We start from the raw sequence: 16,184 nt of genomic DNA, 5'->3' as shown, positions 1-16,184 counted from the left end.
TTGGGACTGGTTTTAGCAAAGCTGAAGCGTGACAAGAGGACCCCCAGAGACGGAAGAAGCGGATGAGACGGCGTCAGCCTACGGTCCGGTAGGCACCGAAAACCGGGTCGTCAGTACTCGTCTTTACCCTTCCGCTACCCGTCTTTTTCGCGGTGTACTCGTTCTTGCGCACCGCGCTACTTGGCCTCGAAAGGCAGACGGCGCCGCCGGGACTGCCGCCTTCTCTACCCCCTCAGACGCCGAATGCCCTATCACCTGCGGTTGCCATTCCGGTCCGTTGGCAACCACAAGTGATAGGGCATCTGTATCCGTGGGGGCGTTACTGCCCGGCGGCGGCGAGGTCGTGGAGGGTCGACACCAGCAGTCGCCGTTCCACGGTCTTGATCCGCTCGTGCAGGGTCTCCTCGGTGTCGCCGTCCTCCACGGTCACAGCCTCCTGGGCGATGATCGGGCCGGTGTCCACGCCGGCGTCGGCCCAGTGCACCGTGCAGCCGGTGACCTTGACCCCGTACGCCAGGGCGTCTCGGACGCCGTGCGCGCCGGGGAAGGCCGGCAGCAACGCGGGGTGGGTGTTGAGGTACTTGCCGTCGAACGCGGCGATGAAGTCGGCGCTGACGATCCGCATGAACCCGGAGGAGACGACGACGTCGGGCCGGTAGGCGGCGACGGCTTCGGTCAATGCCGCGTTCCAGGCGGCGCGGTCCAGGTAGACCTTGAAATCCACCACGAAGGTGGGGATCCCCGCGGCGGCCGAGCGCTCCACCCCGTACGTCCCCGGACGGTCCGCGCCGACGGCGGCGAGCTCCACGTCCAGGTCACCGGCCCGGACGGCGTCGATGACGGCCTGCAGGTTCGAACCGGTACCGGAAACAAGGACTACGATGCGCATTGACTTAGCTTAGGCGGCCGCTCGCGTACGCTGGAAACCATGAGTTTCCCCCGGGGCGGCAACGCCGAGTCGCGGCTGCGAACATTGAATCTGTTCCGCGCCTTCATCGTAGTGGTCCTGGGCTCGTTCTTCGTCTTCCAGCTCGACGTCGCCTACCTGTGGCTGGCCGCGCTGCTCACCCTCTGCGCTGTGGTGCTCGGCGTCGTCCTGCTGGTGCGGGCCCTGAAACTCCGGGAGTCCCGGATGGTGCTCTTCGGGACGATCTCCGGGCTGGTGGTTACCACCGTGATGGTGCTGATGCTGCTGGTCAGTTCAGTGTTCTACACCCAGATCCGCGATTACCAGCAGTGCGCGCGGCAGGCCCTCACCGAGCAGGCGGCCTCCACCTGCCGGGTCACGCTGGAGAAATCCCTGCCCGCCCCGCTCCGCTAGGACACCCGCGTCCGGGCTCAGTTGCTCCGGGCTGACGAGGACGAAGAGGCGGTCGACGCCGAGAGGTCAGCTTCCTGCAGCCGCTGCCGGCGTTCCAGCCACGGCCCCGCGGCGTAGCCGATAACGACGCCGGCGCCCACCTCGGAGGCGACGAACAGCGCCGTCACCACCGGGTCCGGCCCGATGTCCGTCAGCCGCCCGATCCCGGCAGAACCGCGGGCCAGCCACGCCAGCCCGGCCGCGAGCGCCCCGGCCACGACGCCGATCAGCGCGCCGAGGACCAGCGTGGAGAAGGTGGCGGTGAACCAGCGGGCCTTGACCTTGATGGAGAGCCATTCGTCGAAGTGGTTCTCCCCCTCGCGCAGGAACCACCAGCCGGCCAGGGCTCCGGCCAGGACGGGGACCACCAGCGCCACGAGGGCGTAGTCCAGCGGGCCGGAGGGCAGCGCGGCGAACACGGGGATGGACGGCAGCGGCCCGACGGCGGTGGCCAGCGGCCCGGCCTGGGAGCCGATACCGAGGGCGAAGCCTGCCCCGGAGGCCCACGCGAGGGCGAAGACCACCATGTTGGGAAGGTAGCCCAGCTGCGCGATGGTCAGGGCAGCCCCGCCCACCGGCCCGGCATTCAGGCCCTCGTAGACGTCGATGATCAGGTTCCAGTGGATCAGCAGGTCCACGGCCAGCAGCGCCGCGGCCATCGCCAGGGTGGCCATCACGGCGACGAACCCGGCCTTGATGGCGGAGCCCAGGTAGGAACCGGCCCAGCGAGAGTGCTGGCTGGTGCGGCTGATCCAGGCCACGGCGTCGACGCCGATCAGCCGGCTCCAGGACCCGGCCTCGCGGCGCGCGCCCACCACCATGCCGAGGGCGTAGGGAATCAGCGGGACGGCGGAGGCGGCCCAGAGGCTCACCCCCACCTCGGCGGTGCGGCAGAGGAAGCCGGTGGCGAACCCGAACGCGGCGTAGGTCAGCCAGGACCCGACGAGTGCCTGCCAGAGCTGGTCCGTGTAGGAGGCCCGGGCCAGCCGGCGGCCGGCCCGCCAGGCGAGCAGGAACGGGATGAGGGTCAGGCCCAGCGGGATCAGGGTGAGGGTGCCGGAGTCCGGGCGGGCGGCGGCGTCGGCCCCGACCCCGTTCAGCAGCAGCGGGACGCCGTGGATCAGCAGCCAGGCCTGCCCGGCCAGTCGGGCCAGGAACTCGAAACCGCTCTCGCGGAAACCGTCGCCGGCCCAGACGGCCACGATCGGCGCGATCACCACCAGCGCGGAGATCACCGCGGCCTGTGCGGACTCGAGTGCCCCCTGCAGCCACAACGGCATCGGAAGGCCACGGTCCCCGGTCTGATCAGCGCGCAGTTTCATCGTGATCCATCGTGCCACGCGGCGGCCTCCGAGCCGGGATCCGACAGGCGTCGGGGGCCGGATTCCCGGCGCTTTTTTGGCCCCTCCGCCGTAAAATTGAACTGTCCGCAATCAGTGGTTGGAGGCAGAAAATGACTACCGCATCCCCACATGCACACGGCGTCCATTTCGGACGGACAGACGTCCAGAACGTCGGCATGGGTGTGGGTATTGTCCTCATGGTCGTGGGTGTCCTGGGATTCATTCCGGGCATCACCACGCATTACGGCGAACTCCGGTTCCTGGGACCGGATTCGAATGCCATGTTCCTGAACCTGTTCCAGGTGTCGATGCTGCTGAACATCGTGCAGTTCGCGATCGGCGGGACCGGATACGTCATGTCCCGCAACAGCATGGGGGCCCGGAATTACCTGATGGGATTTGGCCTGTTGTACATCATCTTCGCCGTCTACGGGCTGATCGTGGGCGTCGGCTCGGCGGCCAATTTCCTGGCTTTCAACACCATGGATAACTGGACCCACATGGTGCTGGGCGTGGCGATGATTGGCGCCGGCTGGCTGCTCTCACGGCACCTGGCCGAAGACGCAGATACCCGGTAAACCACCACCGGGAAAGGGAGCCGCGAATGAGGAGCGAGTTCAACTAATCCGATAAGTCGTAGTACCCGCTGGTGCGGGCCCGGGCAGCGTCCCGAAGCCCGCACCAGCCTTCTTTTGCCCAAATGCTGGACTTACCCGGCGCCGTCACCCCAGACTGGCCTGACGCACCGTCGCGAAAGGTTGGCCATGCCTGATCTCACGTCCCTCATCCCGTTCTTCGCCGTCGTCGCTGGGGTGATCGTCGTCGTCGCCCTCGTCTGGGTGGCGGTGAAGCTGATGTGGAAGGTGGCGGAGCCGAATGAGGCGCTCATCATCTCCGGGCTGACCCGGGGAACGCTGGAAACCCGGGACGGCATGGACTTCAAGATCGTCACCGGCAAGGGCGCTCTGGTGGTGCCCGGCCTGCAGACCGTCCGGGCACTCTCCCTGACCCTGAACGAGACCGAACTCAAGGTCTCCTGCGTGACCTCCCAGGGCATCCAGGTGATCGTCGAGGGCGTGGTGATCTACAAGATCGGCGACGCACCGCCCTTCATCGCCAACGCGGCCCGCCGCTTCCTCGGCCAGCAGCCGAAGATGCAGAGCCAGGTCTACAACGTCTTCGAGGGCCACCTGCGCTCGATCATCGGCAGCATGACCGTGGAGGAGATCATCCGCGAGCGGGACAAGCTGGGCTCCCAGGTCCGCAGCGCCAGCGGCGTGGAGATGGAGAAGCTGGGCCTGGTGGTGGACTCGCTGCAGATCAAGGACTTGCAGGATCCCACCGGCTACATCCAGAACATCGCCAAGCCGCACATCGCCCAGGTCAAGATGGAGGCCCGGATCGCCGAGGCCACCCGCAACCGGGAGGCCGCGGAGCGGGAGGCCGAGGCCGCCGCACAGATCGCGGACGCCCAAAGCCTCTCCGCCATCAAGCAGTCCGAGGCGCAGGCCAACGCCGAACGCGCCCGCGCCAACGCCGCCCAGGCCGGGCCGCTGGCGGACGCCACCGCCCGGCAACAGGTGGTGGTGCAGGAGACCGAGGTGGCCAAGCTGGAGGCGGACCGGGAGGAGCAGAAGCTGCAGACCACCATCCGCAAACCCGCGGACGCGAAGGCCTACGCCAAACGGACCGAGGCGGAGGGCCAGAAGTCCGCGGACATCAGCGCCGCCGAGGCCCTGGCCCGCCGCACTGAACTCGAGGCCCAGGCCAACGCCCGGCGCACCGAGCTGCAGGCGCAGGCCAATGCCAACGCCGCGGCGGCCGCCGCAGGCGCCACCCGGGTGACCGGCGAGGCGGAGGCCGCGGCCACGAAGGCCCGCGGCGACGCGGCCGCGTCGGCCATCAAGGCCAAGGCCCTCGCCGAGGCAGACGGCATCAAGGCCCGGGGCGAGGCCCTGGGCACCAACCAGGACGCGGTCATCTCCCAGCAACTCGCGGAGAACATGCCCGGCATTGTCGCCGCGGCCGCGGAGCCGTTCGCGCACGTGGGGCAGCTGACGGTGCTCAACGGCGGCGAAGGCCTGAACCGGATGGTCGGCGGCATCCTCGCCCAGGTGGGCGACTACCTCCCCGCGCTGCGGAGCTCGCTGAAGAACGGCCGCGACGGCACCCGGGCGGACGGCACGCGGGCGGACGGTACACCGGGACCCCAGAGCCGCACCGCCCCGAAGCAGCCGACGCCGGGCAGCTAGGAACGCCGAATGCCCAGGAACGTCGACCGGAGCCTCACCGGGCGGATCGGCCGGGTCTCCGGCCGGGTAGGCCCGGGGACGCTCGGTGAGGTGATGCTGCCGTTCCGCGGCGGCATCAGCGCCTTCCACGCCCACCCCTTCGACAAGGAAAGCAGCTTCGCGGTGGGCGAGGAGGTCCTGGTGATCTACTACGAGCCTCCCCAGACGGTCTACGTGGACGAACTCCCCGACGTGCTCCGCGGCGGCAGCCGGCCCTGATCCCCGCCTGTTAACCCAGTCTTCCCCCGCACGCCACGCCCGCCACCCCGGGCCGTCAGCCGCGGCACCCACGGTGGAGGGGTGAGGATCGCACTCGTCGCCGAATCATTCCTGCCCCAGATGAACGGGGTCACCCACTCCATCCTGCGGGTCCTGGAGCATCTCCAGTCCCGCGGTGACGAGGTGCTGGTGATCTGCCCCTCCGGACAGGACACCGGCGTCCCGAACGAGGTCTACGGGGCCCGGATCCACCGGCTCCCCGCGCTCCCCCTGGCCGGCTACACCAACGTTCGGGTGGCGATGGGAGGCGTGGCCCGGGTCAAGCGAATCCTTGCCGGCTACGCGCCCGACGTCGTCCACCTCGCCTCCCCCTTCGTGCTGGGCTGGCGGGCGGTGCAGGCAGCCCACCAGCTCGGCATCCCCACCGTGGCCATCTACCAGACCGAGGTCCCCGGCTACGCGGCCCGCTACGGCGTCCCCTACCTGGAGAACTGGGCGTGGAACCGGGTGGAGCAGATCCACCTGCTGGCCACCCGGACCCTGGTTCCCTCGACCTTCGCGCTGCAGCAGTTCCGCGGGCGGGGCATCCCCAGGGTCAGCATGTGGCGCCGGGGCGTGGACACCGCACGGTTCCACCCGGCCAAGCGCGACGACGGCTGGCGGGCGGCCGTCGCCCCGGCCGGCGAGCGCATCATCGGCTACGTGGGCCGGCTCGCGGCCGAAAAGCAGGTGGAGGACCTGGCAGTGCTGGCGTACCTCCCCGGCACGCGGCTGGTGATCGTGGGCGACGGCCCGCAGCGGGCCGCCCTCGAGGCGGCGCTGCCGGGCGCCCTGTTCACCGGGTTCCTGGGCGGCGAGGACCTCGCCCGGACCGTGGCCTCCTTCGACCTGTTCGTCCACCCCGGCGAATTCGAAACCTTCTGCCAGACCATCCAGGAGGCCATGGCGTCGGGTGTGCCCGTAGTCGCCACCGGTCGCGGCGGCCCGCTGGACCTGGTGGAGAACTCGCGCACCGGCTGGCTGTACGAACCCGGGGACCTCGCCGGGCTGCGCGCCCGGGTGGCGGACCTGGCCGGCGACGGCGCCAAGCGCCGGGCCTTCGCCGAGGCCGCCCACGCCGCGGTCCAGGGCCGGACCTGGCACGCCCTCGGCGAGGAACTCGTCACCCATTACCGCGAGGTCTCCACCGGCGTACCGGCACCCGCCGGCGCCGCCTCCACCACCCGCCCCGGAAGAGGAGCAACCCTGTGAAAATTTCCGTGATCGGCTGCGGCTACCTCGGCGCAGTGCACGCCGCCACCCTCGCCTCGATGGGCCACAGCGTGGTGGGGATCGACGTCGACGCCGCCAAGGTCGCCCAGCTGGACCGCGGCGCCGCCCCCTTCCACGAGCCGGGACTGGACGAGCTGCTGCGCGACGGGCGGGCCAACGGCCGGCTCACGTTCTCCACCAGCTTCGCCGACGCCGCCGGGGCGCAGCTGCACTTCCTCTGCGTCGGCACCCCGCAGTCGAAGACCTCTGACGGCGCCGACCTCAGCTACCTGATCGCCGCCACCGAGGCCCTGCTGCCGTTCCTGGCCCCGGGCTCCGCCGTCGTCGGCAAGTCCACCGTCCCGGTGGGCACCGTGGACATGCTCGGCGGGGTGCTGGCGGCCAGGCCGGACGTGCTGCTGGGCTGGAACCCCGAGTTCCTGCGCCAGGGCACCGCGGTCAAGGACTCCCTGGTCCCGGACCGGCTGGTGTACGGCGTCCCCGGCGGGGCGCACGCGGCGGAGCAGCCGGGCAGCGCGGCGGCCGCCGTCGCCGCGGCCCTGGACGCGGTTTACGCCCCGCTGCTGACGGCCGGGATCCCCCGGCTGGTCTGCACCTTCGCCACGGCCGAGCTGATCAAGTCCGCCGCGAACGCCTACCTGGCCACGAAGCTGAGCTTCATCAACGCCATGGCGGAGCTCTGCGAGGCCGCCGGCGGGGACGTCACCGAGCTGGGCGCCGCGATGGGCCTGGACCCGCGGATCGGCGGCCGGTACCTGCACGCGGGCCTGGGCTTCGGCGGCGGCTGCCTGCCCAAGGACATCCGCTCGCTCCGCGTCCAGGCCCGGGAGCTGGGCGTGGACTCGGTGGACGACTGGATGGCCACGGTGGACGGGATCAACCGCAACCAGCGCTCCCGGACGGCGGCCGCGGCCCGGGAGCTGTGCGGCGGCAGCGTGGCCGGACGCCGGGTCACGGTGCTTGGGGCGGCGTTCAAACCGGACACCGACGACATCCGGGATTCCCCCGCCCTGGACGTCGCCCGGCGGCTCGCCGACGACGGCGCCCACGTCACCGTCACCGACCCCGCGGCCGTCAACAACGCCTGGCTGCACCACCCGCAGCTGCGCTTCGAGGCCGGCACGGACGCGGCCCTCGACGGCGCCGAGCTGGTGCTGCTGCTGACCGAATGGGAGCAGTACCGGATCCTGGACCCCCGTGCCGCCGGGGACCGGGTCCGCCGCCGGGTCCTGCTGGATGCCCGGAACGCGCTCGACGCCGGGGCCTGGACCGCGGCCGGCTGGACGGTGCGGGGGCTCGGCCGTGCCGGGGCCGGGTCTGCACACGGCGCCGCGCTGCCCCGCTGACGGCCGGGACCGTCGTCGGCCCCTATGATCACTGAGGGGAGGAACTACTTTGCACCAACGTCGGTCTCACAGTCGCGCGGTCCCGGCCGCATGACCATTTCAACGCGCTCCGAGGAGGACGCCCGGCTCCGCGAGGCCATGTCGCTGCTCGCGGCCACCCTCGAATCGACGGCGGACGGGATCCTCGTGGTCAGCGGCGACGGCCGGATCACCTCCGTCAACAACCAGTTCCTCTCCATGTGGGGCGTCCCCCGGGCCCTGGTGGACACCGGCGATGACGAGGCCGTGATGGGCTTCGTCCTGGGCCAGCTCGCGGACCCGCAGGCATTCCTGGCCAAGGTCACCGCCCTCTACGCAGACCCGGAGGCCGAGAGCCACGACGTGCTGTCCTTCCGCGACGGCCGGACCTTCGAACGCTACTCACGCCCGCAGAAGGTGGGCGACCGGGTGGCCGGCCGGGTCTGGAGCTTCCGCGACGTCAGCCAGGCACGCCGCGACCAGGAACGCATCACCCAAGCCATGGCGGACCTCGCCGCGCAGGCCGGCCAGCTGCGCTCCCTGGCCTTCAACGACCCGCTGACCGGGCTCTCCAACCGCCAGCTCTTCAACGACCAGCTGGCCCACGCCCTGGCCGGCCCGTGCGGCACGGCCGTCGACGTGCTGCTCCTGGACCTGGACGACTTCAAGGAAGTCAACGACATCCACGGCCACCACGCCGGGGACCAGATGCTGATCGAGGTGGGGCGCCGGCTCCGCGCCTGCGTCCGCCCCTCCGACGTTGTAGCACGGCTGGGCGGCGACGAGTTCGTGGTGCTGATGGTGGGATCGCTCGACGCCGACGCCGCGGCGGCCCGGATCGTCGGGTCCCTGAAGGAGCCGCTCTGGGTGGACGGGTCCATGCTGCGGCCCAGCCTCAGCCTGGGCCTGGCCTCGATCAGCGCCGATGCCTACGACGCGTCCGAGCTGCTGCGCCGGGCGGACATCGCCATGTACGCGGCCAAGGCGGCCGGCAAGAACCGCTACCTGCGCTTCCAGCCCGAGATGATGACCGCGCTGCTCGAACGCGCGGACCTCGAGGCCGGGCTGCGCGCCGCCGTCGAACGCGGCGAAATCACCGTCCACTACCAGCCGATCGTCGCTTCCCGTCTCGGCCGCGTGGTCAAGGTCGAGGCGCTGGCCCGCTGGGAGCGCAACGGGGTCCTGGTGCCGCCGCAGCAGTTCATCCCCGCCGCCGAACGCAGCGGCCTGGTGGTGGAGATCGGCACCGAGGTGCTGCTGCGCGGCTGCACCGAACTGCAGCCTTGGCTGGCCGCGGACCCGGCCCGGTCCCTCGCCGTGAACGTCTCCGGCGTGCAGCTGCAGCAGGGCAACGTCCCGGAGCTACTGCTCTCCACCGCTGCCGCGTGCGGGGTGGACCCGCGGCAGCTGGTGGTCGAGGTGACCGAGAGCGTCTTCTTCGACGACGATTGCCAGGTCCACCGCCAGCTGGTGGAGCTGCGCGGCGCCGGCGTCCGGGTGGCCCTGGACGACTTCGGCACCGGCTACTCCTCCCTGGGCCGGTTGCAGGACCTGCCCGTGGACACCCTGAAGATCGACAAGTCCTTCGTCCAGATGATCCGTACCGGCACCGAGCACCTGCCCATCCTCAACTGCATGATCAGCATGGCCCACGGCCTGGGCCTGACCGTCACCGCGGAGGGCGTCGAGACCCTGCAGCAGGCCCGGTACCTGGTGGAGCGGGGATGCGATTCACTGCAGGGCTATATGCTCTCCACCCCGCAGCCGGCGGCCACCCTGCCCGCGGCGCTGGCCCTGGCGGAGGCCGCCGCGGCTGCCCTGCGCGGCGACACCGCGGCCCGAAGGTCCCCGTTACTGTGATTTGGCTCTCATGGCCCTATGATGCTTGAAAGTTGTTGGCCACCGCTCGGCCGGCGGCACTTGACATCAAAAGCCTGGGGGCTGGCATCACCGTGGAACAAGGACTCGCAGAGACCCTGCTGACGCAGGGTCCGGATGCGCTGCTGCTGCTGACCACCTCAGGGCTGATCTCCTACGTCAATCCCGCGGCCGAACGGCTCTTCGGGTACCAGGCCTGCGAGCTGGTGGGCGAGGAGCACACCCGTCTCCTGGCCAAGGACGACCGCGGCGGATTCCTGCGCATCCTCGGCCGGTTGGGCGGCGACAGCACCTTCGGCATCAAGCCGTTCCCCGGGATCGGGCTGCACCGCAACGGGAGCGAGATCCAGTTGGAGCTCACCTGTTCACTGGTCAGCACCGGGACCCGGACCTCTGTGGCCGTGGCGGTCCGGGAAACCACCTACCGGGACACCGACGCCGGGCGGCGGCACGCCATTTCCATGCTGGACGCGACACTGGAGACGACGGCGGACGGCATCGTGGTGGTCTCCAACTCAGGGCAGATCACCGGCGTCAACGAACAGTACCTGAGCCTCTGGGGCATGCCGCGGGAGATCCTGGCCGAGAACGACGCCTACGCGCTGGTGAAGTTCATCGCCACGAAACTGCAGCACCCGGACTGCTTTAAGGCCAAGGTGGCCGAGCTCTACGCCAACCATGAGCTGCACAGCCAGGACGTGCTGGAATTTCAGGACGGCCGCACGGTGGAGCTGGACTCGCGCCCGCAGACGGTGGCCGGCGAGGTGGTGGGACGGATCTGGAACTTCCGGGACGTCACGTCCCGGACTGTGGCGGAGGACCAGGCCCGGCGCGCGCTGGAGGAACTGGCCCAGCAGGCGGACCAGCTTAAGGCCCTGGCCTTCCAGGACCCGCTGACGGGCTTGGCCAACCGCATGCTTTTCAACGAGCGGGCCTCCGCCGCGCTGGACTCCCCCGGCTCCGTGGCCGTGCTGCTGCTGGACCTGGACGACTTCAAGGAAGTCAACGACATCCTGGGCCACCACGCGGGCGACCAGATGCTGGTCGAGATCTCCCGCCGGCTGCAGAACTGCGTGGGCCCGCACGGGACGGTGGCCCGCCTGGGCGGGGACGAATTCGTGGTGCTGCTGGAAGGCTGCGGGGACTCCGACGCCGTCGCGCAGCGGATCGTGAAGACCCTCAACGCCCCGGTCACGATCGAGGGCGCCTTGCTGCGACCCAGCCTGAGCCTGGGCGTGGCCAAGCGCGGCGAGGACAAAGTGTCCTCCGCCGAACTCCTGCGCCGGGCCGACGTCGCCATGTACGCGGCGAAGGAGGCCGGGAAAAACTGCTACGTGCACTTCCAGCCGGAGATGCTGGCCACCCTGATGGAACGCACCCAGCTAACCGCGGGGCTGCGCCAGGCGGTGGAACTGGGCCAGATCAAGGTGTTCTTCCAGCCGGTGGTCTCCGCCAACCGGCGTGAGGTGGTGCAGTTCGAGGCGCTGGCCCGCTGGGAGCGCGACGGCGTCATCATGGCACCGGACACCTTCATCCAGACCGCAGAACGCAGCGGCCTGATCCGGGACATCGGGGCGGAGGTGTTGCGGCAGAGTTGCGCCGAACTGCAGCCCTGGCTGGCCGAGGACCCGGGCCGGACCCTGGCCGTCAACGTCTCCGGGGTGCAGCTGCAGCACAAGGACTTCGCCGAACGGGTGCTGGACATCGCCGCCTGGAACAACGTGGACCCGCACCAGCTGGTCCTGGAGGTCACCGAGAGCGTCTTCTTTGACCCGGCCTCGCACGTGATCGCCCAGCTCAGCCACCTCCGCGCCGCCGGCATCCGCGTGGCACTGGATGACTTCGGCACCGGCTACTCCTCGCTGGGGCGGCTGCAGGAACTGCCGGTGGACGCGGTGAAGATCGACAAGTCGTTCGTCTCCATGCTCCGCACCGGCGAAGAGCGGCTGCCCATCCTGACCTCGATGATCCATATGGCGCACAGCCTGGGCCTGCGGGTCACCGCGGAAGGCATCGAGACGCCCGCCCAGGGCCGATACCTGATCGAGCACGAGTGCGACGCCCTGCAGGGCTACCTCTTCTCCCGGCCCGCGCCCGGGGTGCAGCGCGGGGCGGCGCTGGCACAGTCCGTGGAGGCCATCGAGGCGCTGCTGGAACCGCTCGTCGCGTACTAAGGACGGCCTGCCACGGCCCCTTGTCCGGTACTCCGGACGACACATTCGGGGGCTTTGGAAATAAGTGCCGCGGCGCGGGGCTGGTATGCCGGCTGGCGCATATGATGGGGCGGATATTCATCGAATCACTTGCTTCCGGGGGGACAGCACCACTATGGACTCAGCATTCGCACACACCGTGTTGGACCACATCCCGGACGCGTTGCTGCTGCTTGCCCCCGACGGCTCCGTCACCTTCCTGAACCGCGCCGCGGAGCGGCTCTTCGGCTACCCCCGGGCCCAGTTGCTGGGCGCGGATTACAGCCTGCTGCTGGCCGAGGCGGCGCGTGAGGGCCTGCACGCCACCGTGTCCGGGGTGCTCGGCGCAGCGCACGACGGCGGTGCCACGGCTGGCGCCAACGGTACGGCCCCGGTGTTCGCCGGCGCCGGCCGCCGGGCGGACGCCTCCGAGTTCCCGGTGGAAATCACCTGCGCCGCGCTTCCCGGCGGCGGCCCGGCCGCCGTCGCGCTCTCCGCCCGCGCCGCCGCACCGCGCGCGACCACGGCACGGCCCGCACCGCTGGCGCCGGGCCAGGCCGCTGCCGGCCGCCCGGGCACTCTGGAGTCCCAGCTGGTGCCCGGCACCACCGGGGTCCTGCCGCGGCTCACGCCGGTGGAGCACGACGACCAACTGAAAGCCGCCGTCCTCCGCGACACCCTGACCGGCCTGCCCAACGGCACCTTGTTCAACGAGCGCCTGGCCGCGGCACTGCGCCGCGAGGACTCCGTGGACGTCGTGATCATCAACGTGGACGACTTCCGCACCTACAACGACATGCTGGGCCGCTCCGCCGCGGACGAACTGCTGGTGGAGGTCGCCAGCCGGCTGCGGAACTGCATCCGACCGCACGACACCGTGGCCCGCCTCGGCGGCGACGAGTTCGTGGTGCTGCTCACGGACTGCCACAGCATCTCCGCGGTGGCCAAGCGGATCTCCGACTCCCTGTACGCCCCGGCACGGATCGGCGGGTCCACGGTCCGGCCGGCGGCGAGCATGGGCCTGGCGTCCCGGACGGCGCAGACCCAGGACGGTGCGGAGCTGCTGCGGCAGGCCGACTCGGCCCTGAGCGCGGCCAAGGCCGCCGGGAAGAACACCTGGCTGGAGTTCCGGCCGGAGATGCTCGCGACGCCCACGCACCAGTCCGGCGGCGAGACCGGGCTGCGCCAGGCGGTGGAGCTGGGCCAGATCTCGGTGCACTACCAGCCGGTGGTCTCCCCCGGCCTCGGCGCCGTGGTCCAGTTCGAGGCGTTTGCCCGCTGGGAGCGGCACGGCAAACTGGTGCCGCCGAACCAGTTCCTGCCGGTGGCCGAACAAAGCGGCCTGATCCGGGAGATCGGGGACGAGGTAATGCGCCGGGCCTGCGCCGAGATCCGCCCGTGGCTGGCCGGCGACGCCGCCTACAGCGTGGCCGTGAACGTCTCAGGCCTGCAGTTCCAGCAGCGTGACTTCGCCGGCGACGTGCTCGGCATTGCCGCGTCCACCGGGGTGAATCCGCGCCAGCTGATGCTTGAGCTGACCGAGAGCGTGTTCTTCGACGCCGACTCGGACGTGATCCGCCAGCTGCACCAGCTGCGCGAGGCGGGCGTCCGGATCGCCATGGACGACTTCGGCACCGGGTATTCCTCGCTGGGCCGGCTCCGGGAGCTGCCGCTGGACCAGGTCAAGATCGACCGCTCCTTTGTGGCCATGATCAAGACCGGCAAGGAGCACCTGCCGTTCTTCCGGACCATGATCAACGCCGCGCAGGCCCTGGGCCTGAAGGTCACGGCCGAGGGCATCGAGACCCCCGCGCAGGCCAAGTACCTGATGGATCTGGGCTGCGATGCGCTGCAGGGCTACCTGTTCGCCAAGCCGGCGCCGGCCAGTGACCTGGCCGGCACCATGGGCAGCGCCCTGGACGCCATCGACACCGTCGAGGCGGCCGGGTAAGCCTCCCCGGTTCGGCTCAGACCACTTCCGGTTTAGGCCCGCCTCCCGGGTCAGTCGCCCGGGTCAGCTGCCCTTCGGGGCCACCATCGCCTCGCTGCGGTCCCACAGCTGGCGCGCCAACCCGCCGTCATACGCCAGCTTGTTGGCCTTGGAGAGTGCCCGCTTGGCGTAGTACCCGCCGGAGGTCCAGTCCGTGCCCGGGGTGCCGTTGGCGAGCCAGACGAGGGTGTCCGCTCCCTGCTCCGGGGTCAGCATGAAACGCTTCAGGAAGCTCGTGTACGCCACGCGCATGGGGCTGGTGGACTCGGCCGCGAAGTTGGTGGCGACGCCGCCGGGGTGGAAGGCCGCCGTCGAGATCCCGGCGTCGTGGTAGCGGCGGTGCAGTTCGCTGGTGAAGAGGATGTTGGCGAGCTTGGCGTTACCGTAGGCCCGGTTGGTCGAATACTTACGCGCCGCGTCCAAGTCGTCGATGTCGAAACGGGCGAAGATCGAGTTGGCCACGCTGGAGGTGTTGATGACCGTGGCGCGGCTGGCGGTCAGCACGTCCATCAGCTCCGTGGTGAGCAGGAACGGCGCCAGGTGATTGACCTGAAAGGTCTTCTCGTGGCCGTCCACGGTGAGCTGCCGATTTCCCATGATGCCGCCGGCGTTGTTGGCCAGCACGTCGATCCGCGGGTACTTCTCCTTCAGCTCCGCCGCGAGCCGGCGGACCTGGGCCAGCTCGGCAAAGTCGGCCACGAAGTGGTCGGCACCTATTTCCCCGGCGATCTGCGCCGTTTTCGCGGCGGAACGCCCCACGACGACGACGTTCTCGCCTTGCGCCGCCAAGGTACGGGCCGCGGACGCGCCGATCCCGTCGCTGGCGCCGGTGATGACAATGGTCCGTGCACTCAAGGTGGCCTCCCGTGGCTGCTGATCGCTGGTGTTACTCAAGGGTAGTCAACGCTTGGGGCTTCTGGGCTGTTCCTTTGACTGTTCCCGGGCAGGTAGTCCGGGCGGTGGATCCAAGAGGTCCGCCGTGTGGGGCAAGTAGTCGGTACGCCTGACGTAGGGCCGATCCGCTCATAGCCTGAAGGCTAGTGGGAGTACCGGGCCCGCCCGGACACGAGAGAAGGGATCATCGTGCGCTCAGCCCTCACATTGCTCGGTCTGACTGGGGGGACACCGGTCGTCAGGGCAAACCGTCACCGGCAGCTGTCTGTCGCTGCCCTCACCCTCGAGAGGGTGGTCCCATGAAGCACCGCTCAGTCCCCTGGATCGTCTGCCTGGTCGCCGCCGCGGTGCTCTCCAGCAGTGCCCTGCCCACCGCCGCGCCGGGTCCGGCCGCGGCTCCGCCGCCGGAGGTCTCCAGCGACGCCGGAGCGAACGCGCCCGCACCCATGAGCGGCGCGCTCGGCGGCGGACCGGACGCACCCCAGGCCGTCGGCGCGGCGCCGGCCGTGGTGCCGCCCGCCCCCGCAGCCATCAAGGCTCCCGCGGCGGACACCATGGCCGCTCCGGCGGTAGCCGCTCCCCCTCCCCCGAATCCGGTGGGTGTGCCCGGGAGCTGGAACCTGGTCTTCAACGACGACTTCAACTCCCTGAACACCGCGGCCTGGACGCCGTACTGGTTCGATGACTGCGACCTCAAGTCGGTCAAGAACAATGTGAAGACCTGTTCCAGCAACGTCCGGATCGCCAACGGAGAGGCCGTACTGCAGCTTAGCGACGTCTCCTCGGGGGCGCTGCTCTCCACCAACCCCAACGACGGCGTGGCCGGGCACACCGGCTTCCAGTTCACCACCGGTTACGCGGAGGCCCGCATCTTCTTCCCGGGCACCTGTGAGACCAGCATCAGGAACTGGGGCGCCTGGTGGACCGCCGGCCAGGCCTATCCCTCTACCGGGGAGATCGACATCGCCGAACCGCTCGCCGGGGACATGTGGAGCGTGTACCACTCCGCGGCGTGGAAGAAGAGCCGGATCGTTCCCGGGTGCTGGGCCGGCGGCTATCACACGTACGGGGTACTGCGTAAGCCGGGTGCCAACGAGGTGTACTACGACGGCGTACTGGTCCACTCCTACGCCACCAGCGACAACGTCAGCCCGCACTACCTGCTGCTGAACATCGGGGTGTGGCGCGGTGCCAGGATTCTCGGTGAGGCCGGGGCCATGAGGGTGGACTATGTTCGGGTGTGGGAGTAGCCGGCGCCCTGTCTGAGCCCTGTCTGAACCTTGCCTTGGTGGTTAAAGTGGGAGAGCCTCCAACCGTGTGGTTGGAGGCTCTCGACCTAAATGATGTTCCGGCGGTGACCTACTCTCCCACACCCTCCCGG

Annotated in this window: 13 protein-coding genes; 10 read left to right on the top strand and 3 right to left on the bottom strand. The window is 69.9% G+C overall.

Annotation, left to right across the window (positions count from 1 at the left end; genetic code table 11):
* Nucleotides 1–319: 319 nt before the first annotated feature.
* The gene (gene purN / locus AB0O44_RS09160; protein ID WP_364136730.1) at nucleotides 320–889 is read right to left on the bottom strand and encodes a phosphoribosylglycinamide formyltransferase; all 570 of its coding nucleotides are present in this window, start codon (nucleotides 887–889) and stop codon (nucleotides 320–322) included.
* A gap of 39 nt (nucleotides 890–928) precedes the next feature.
* Here purN and AB0O44_RS09155 point away from each other — a divergent pair, with 39 nt between their 5' ends.
* Nucleotides 929–1,321, top strand: a complete 393-nt coding sequence (locus AB0O44_RS09155; RefSeq protein ID WP_364136728.1) for a hypothetical protein — start codon at nucleotides 929–931, stop codon at nucleotides 1,319–1,321.
* Nucleotides 1,322–1,338: 17 nt separating this feature from the next.
* Here the strand turns inward: AB0O44_RS09155 and AB0O44_RS09150 are convergent, their stop codons facing one another.
* Nucleotides 1,339–2,682 carry a DUF6350 family protein gene (locus tag AB0O44_RS09150; RefSeq protein ID WP_364136726.1) on the bottom strand — a complete coding sequence of 448 codons (1,344 nt, stop codon included), beginning with the start codon at nucleotides 2,680–2,682 and terminating at the stop codon, nucleotides 1,339–1,341.
* A gap of 131 nt (nucleotides 2,683–2,813) precedes the next feature.
* On the opposite strand from AB0O44_RS09150, the gene AB0O44_RS09145 reads away from it, so the two are divergent.
* From AB0O44_RS09145 to AB0O44_RS09110, 8 genes are all read left to right on the top strand, one after another.
* Nucleotides 2,814–3,281, top strand: a complete 468-nt coding sequence (locus AB0O44_RS09145) for a DUF4383 domain-containing protein (RefSeq protein ID WP_290258816.1) — start codon at nucleotides 2,814–2,816, stop codon at nucleotides 3,279–3,281.
* 186 nt (nucleotides 3,282–3,467) lie between these two features.
* Complete coding sequence (locus AB0O44_RS09140; protein WP_364136724.1) at nucleotides 3,468–4,955, top strand: SPFH domain-containing protein; 1,488 nt, start codon at nucleotides 3,468–3,470, stop codon at nucleotides 4,953–4,955.
* A 9-nt stretch (nucleotides 4,956–4,964) separates the two neighbouring features.
* Nucleotides 4,965–5,213: a hypothetical protein gene (locus tag AB0O44_RS09135; RefSeq protein ID WP_290258814.1), complete on the top strand. Its 249-nt coding sequence runs from the start codon at nucleotides 4,965–4,967 to the stop codon at nucleotides 5,211–5,213.
* An 81-nt stretch (nucleotides 5,214–5,294) separates the two neighbouring features.
* Entirely contained in the window at nucleotides 5,295–6,464 is a 1,170-nt protein-coding gene (locus AB0O44_RS09130) for a glycosyltransferase family 1 protein (RefSeq protein WP_364136722.1), read from the top strand.
* Complete coding sequence (locus tag AB0O44_RS09125; protein WP_364136720.1) at nucleotides 6,461–7,831, top strand: UDP-glucose/GDP-mannose dehydrogenase family protein; 1,371 nt, start codon at nucleotides 6,461–6,463, stop codon at nucleotides 7,829–7,831. The genes AB0O44_RS09130 and AB0O44_RS09125 overlap by 4 nt, the downstream gene beginning before the upstream one ends.
* Before the next feature lie 90 nt (nucleotides 7,832–7,921).
* On the top strand, nucleotides 7,922–9,709 hold the full coding sequence (locus AB0O44_RS09120) for an EAL domain-containing protein (RefSeq protein ID WP_364136718.1): 1,788 nt from the start codon (nucleotides 7,922–7,924) through the stop codon (nucleotides 9,707–9,709).
* A gap of 92 nt (nucleotides 9,710–9,801) precedes the next feature.
* Complete coding sequence (locus AB0O44_RS09115; protein ID WP_364136716.1) at nucleotides 9,802–11,901, top strand: EAL domain-containing protein; 2,100 nt, start codon at nucleotides 9,802–9,804, stop codon at nucleotides 11,899–11,901.
* Between the two features lie 154 nt (nucleotides 11,902–12,055).
* Nucleotides 12,056–13,870: an EAL domain-containing protein gene (locus AB0O44_RS09110; protein ID WP_364136714.1), complete on the top strand. Its 1,815-nt coding sequence runs from the start codon at nucleotides 12,056–12,058 to the stop codon at nucleotides 13,868–13,870.
* 63 nt (nucleotides 13,871–13,933) lie between these two features.
* Here the strand turns inward: AB0O44_RS09110 and AB0O44_RS09105 are convergent, their stop codons facing one another.
* A complete protein-coding gene (locus tag AB0O44_RS09105; protein WP_364136712.1) occupies nucleotides 13,934–14,764 on the bottom strand; it encodes an SDR family NAD(P)-dependent oxidoreductase in 831 nt (276 codons plus the stop codon).
* 338 nt (nucleotides 14,765–15,102) lie between these two features.
* On the opposite strand from AB0O44_RS09105, the gene AB0O44_RS09100 reads away from it, so the two are divergent.
* Nucleotides 15,103–16,053, top strand: a complete 951-nt coding sequence (locus AB0O44_RS09100; RefSeq protein WP_364136710.1) for a family 16 glycosylhydrolase — start codon at nucleotides 15,103–15,105, stop codon at nucleotides 16,051–16,053.
* Nucleotides 16,054–16,184: the final 131 nt, after the last annotated feature.

Origin of the sequence: Arthrobacter sp. NPDC080082 (assembly GCF_040686595.1) — a bacterium.
Classification (GTDB): domain Bacteria; phylum Actinomycetota; class Actinomycetes; order Actinomycetales; family Micrococcaceae; genus Arthrobacter.
This window is presented reverse-complemented; position numbering and strand designations above follow the sequence as displayed.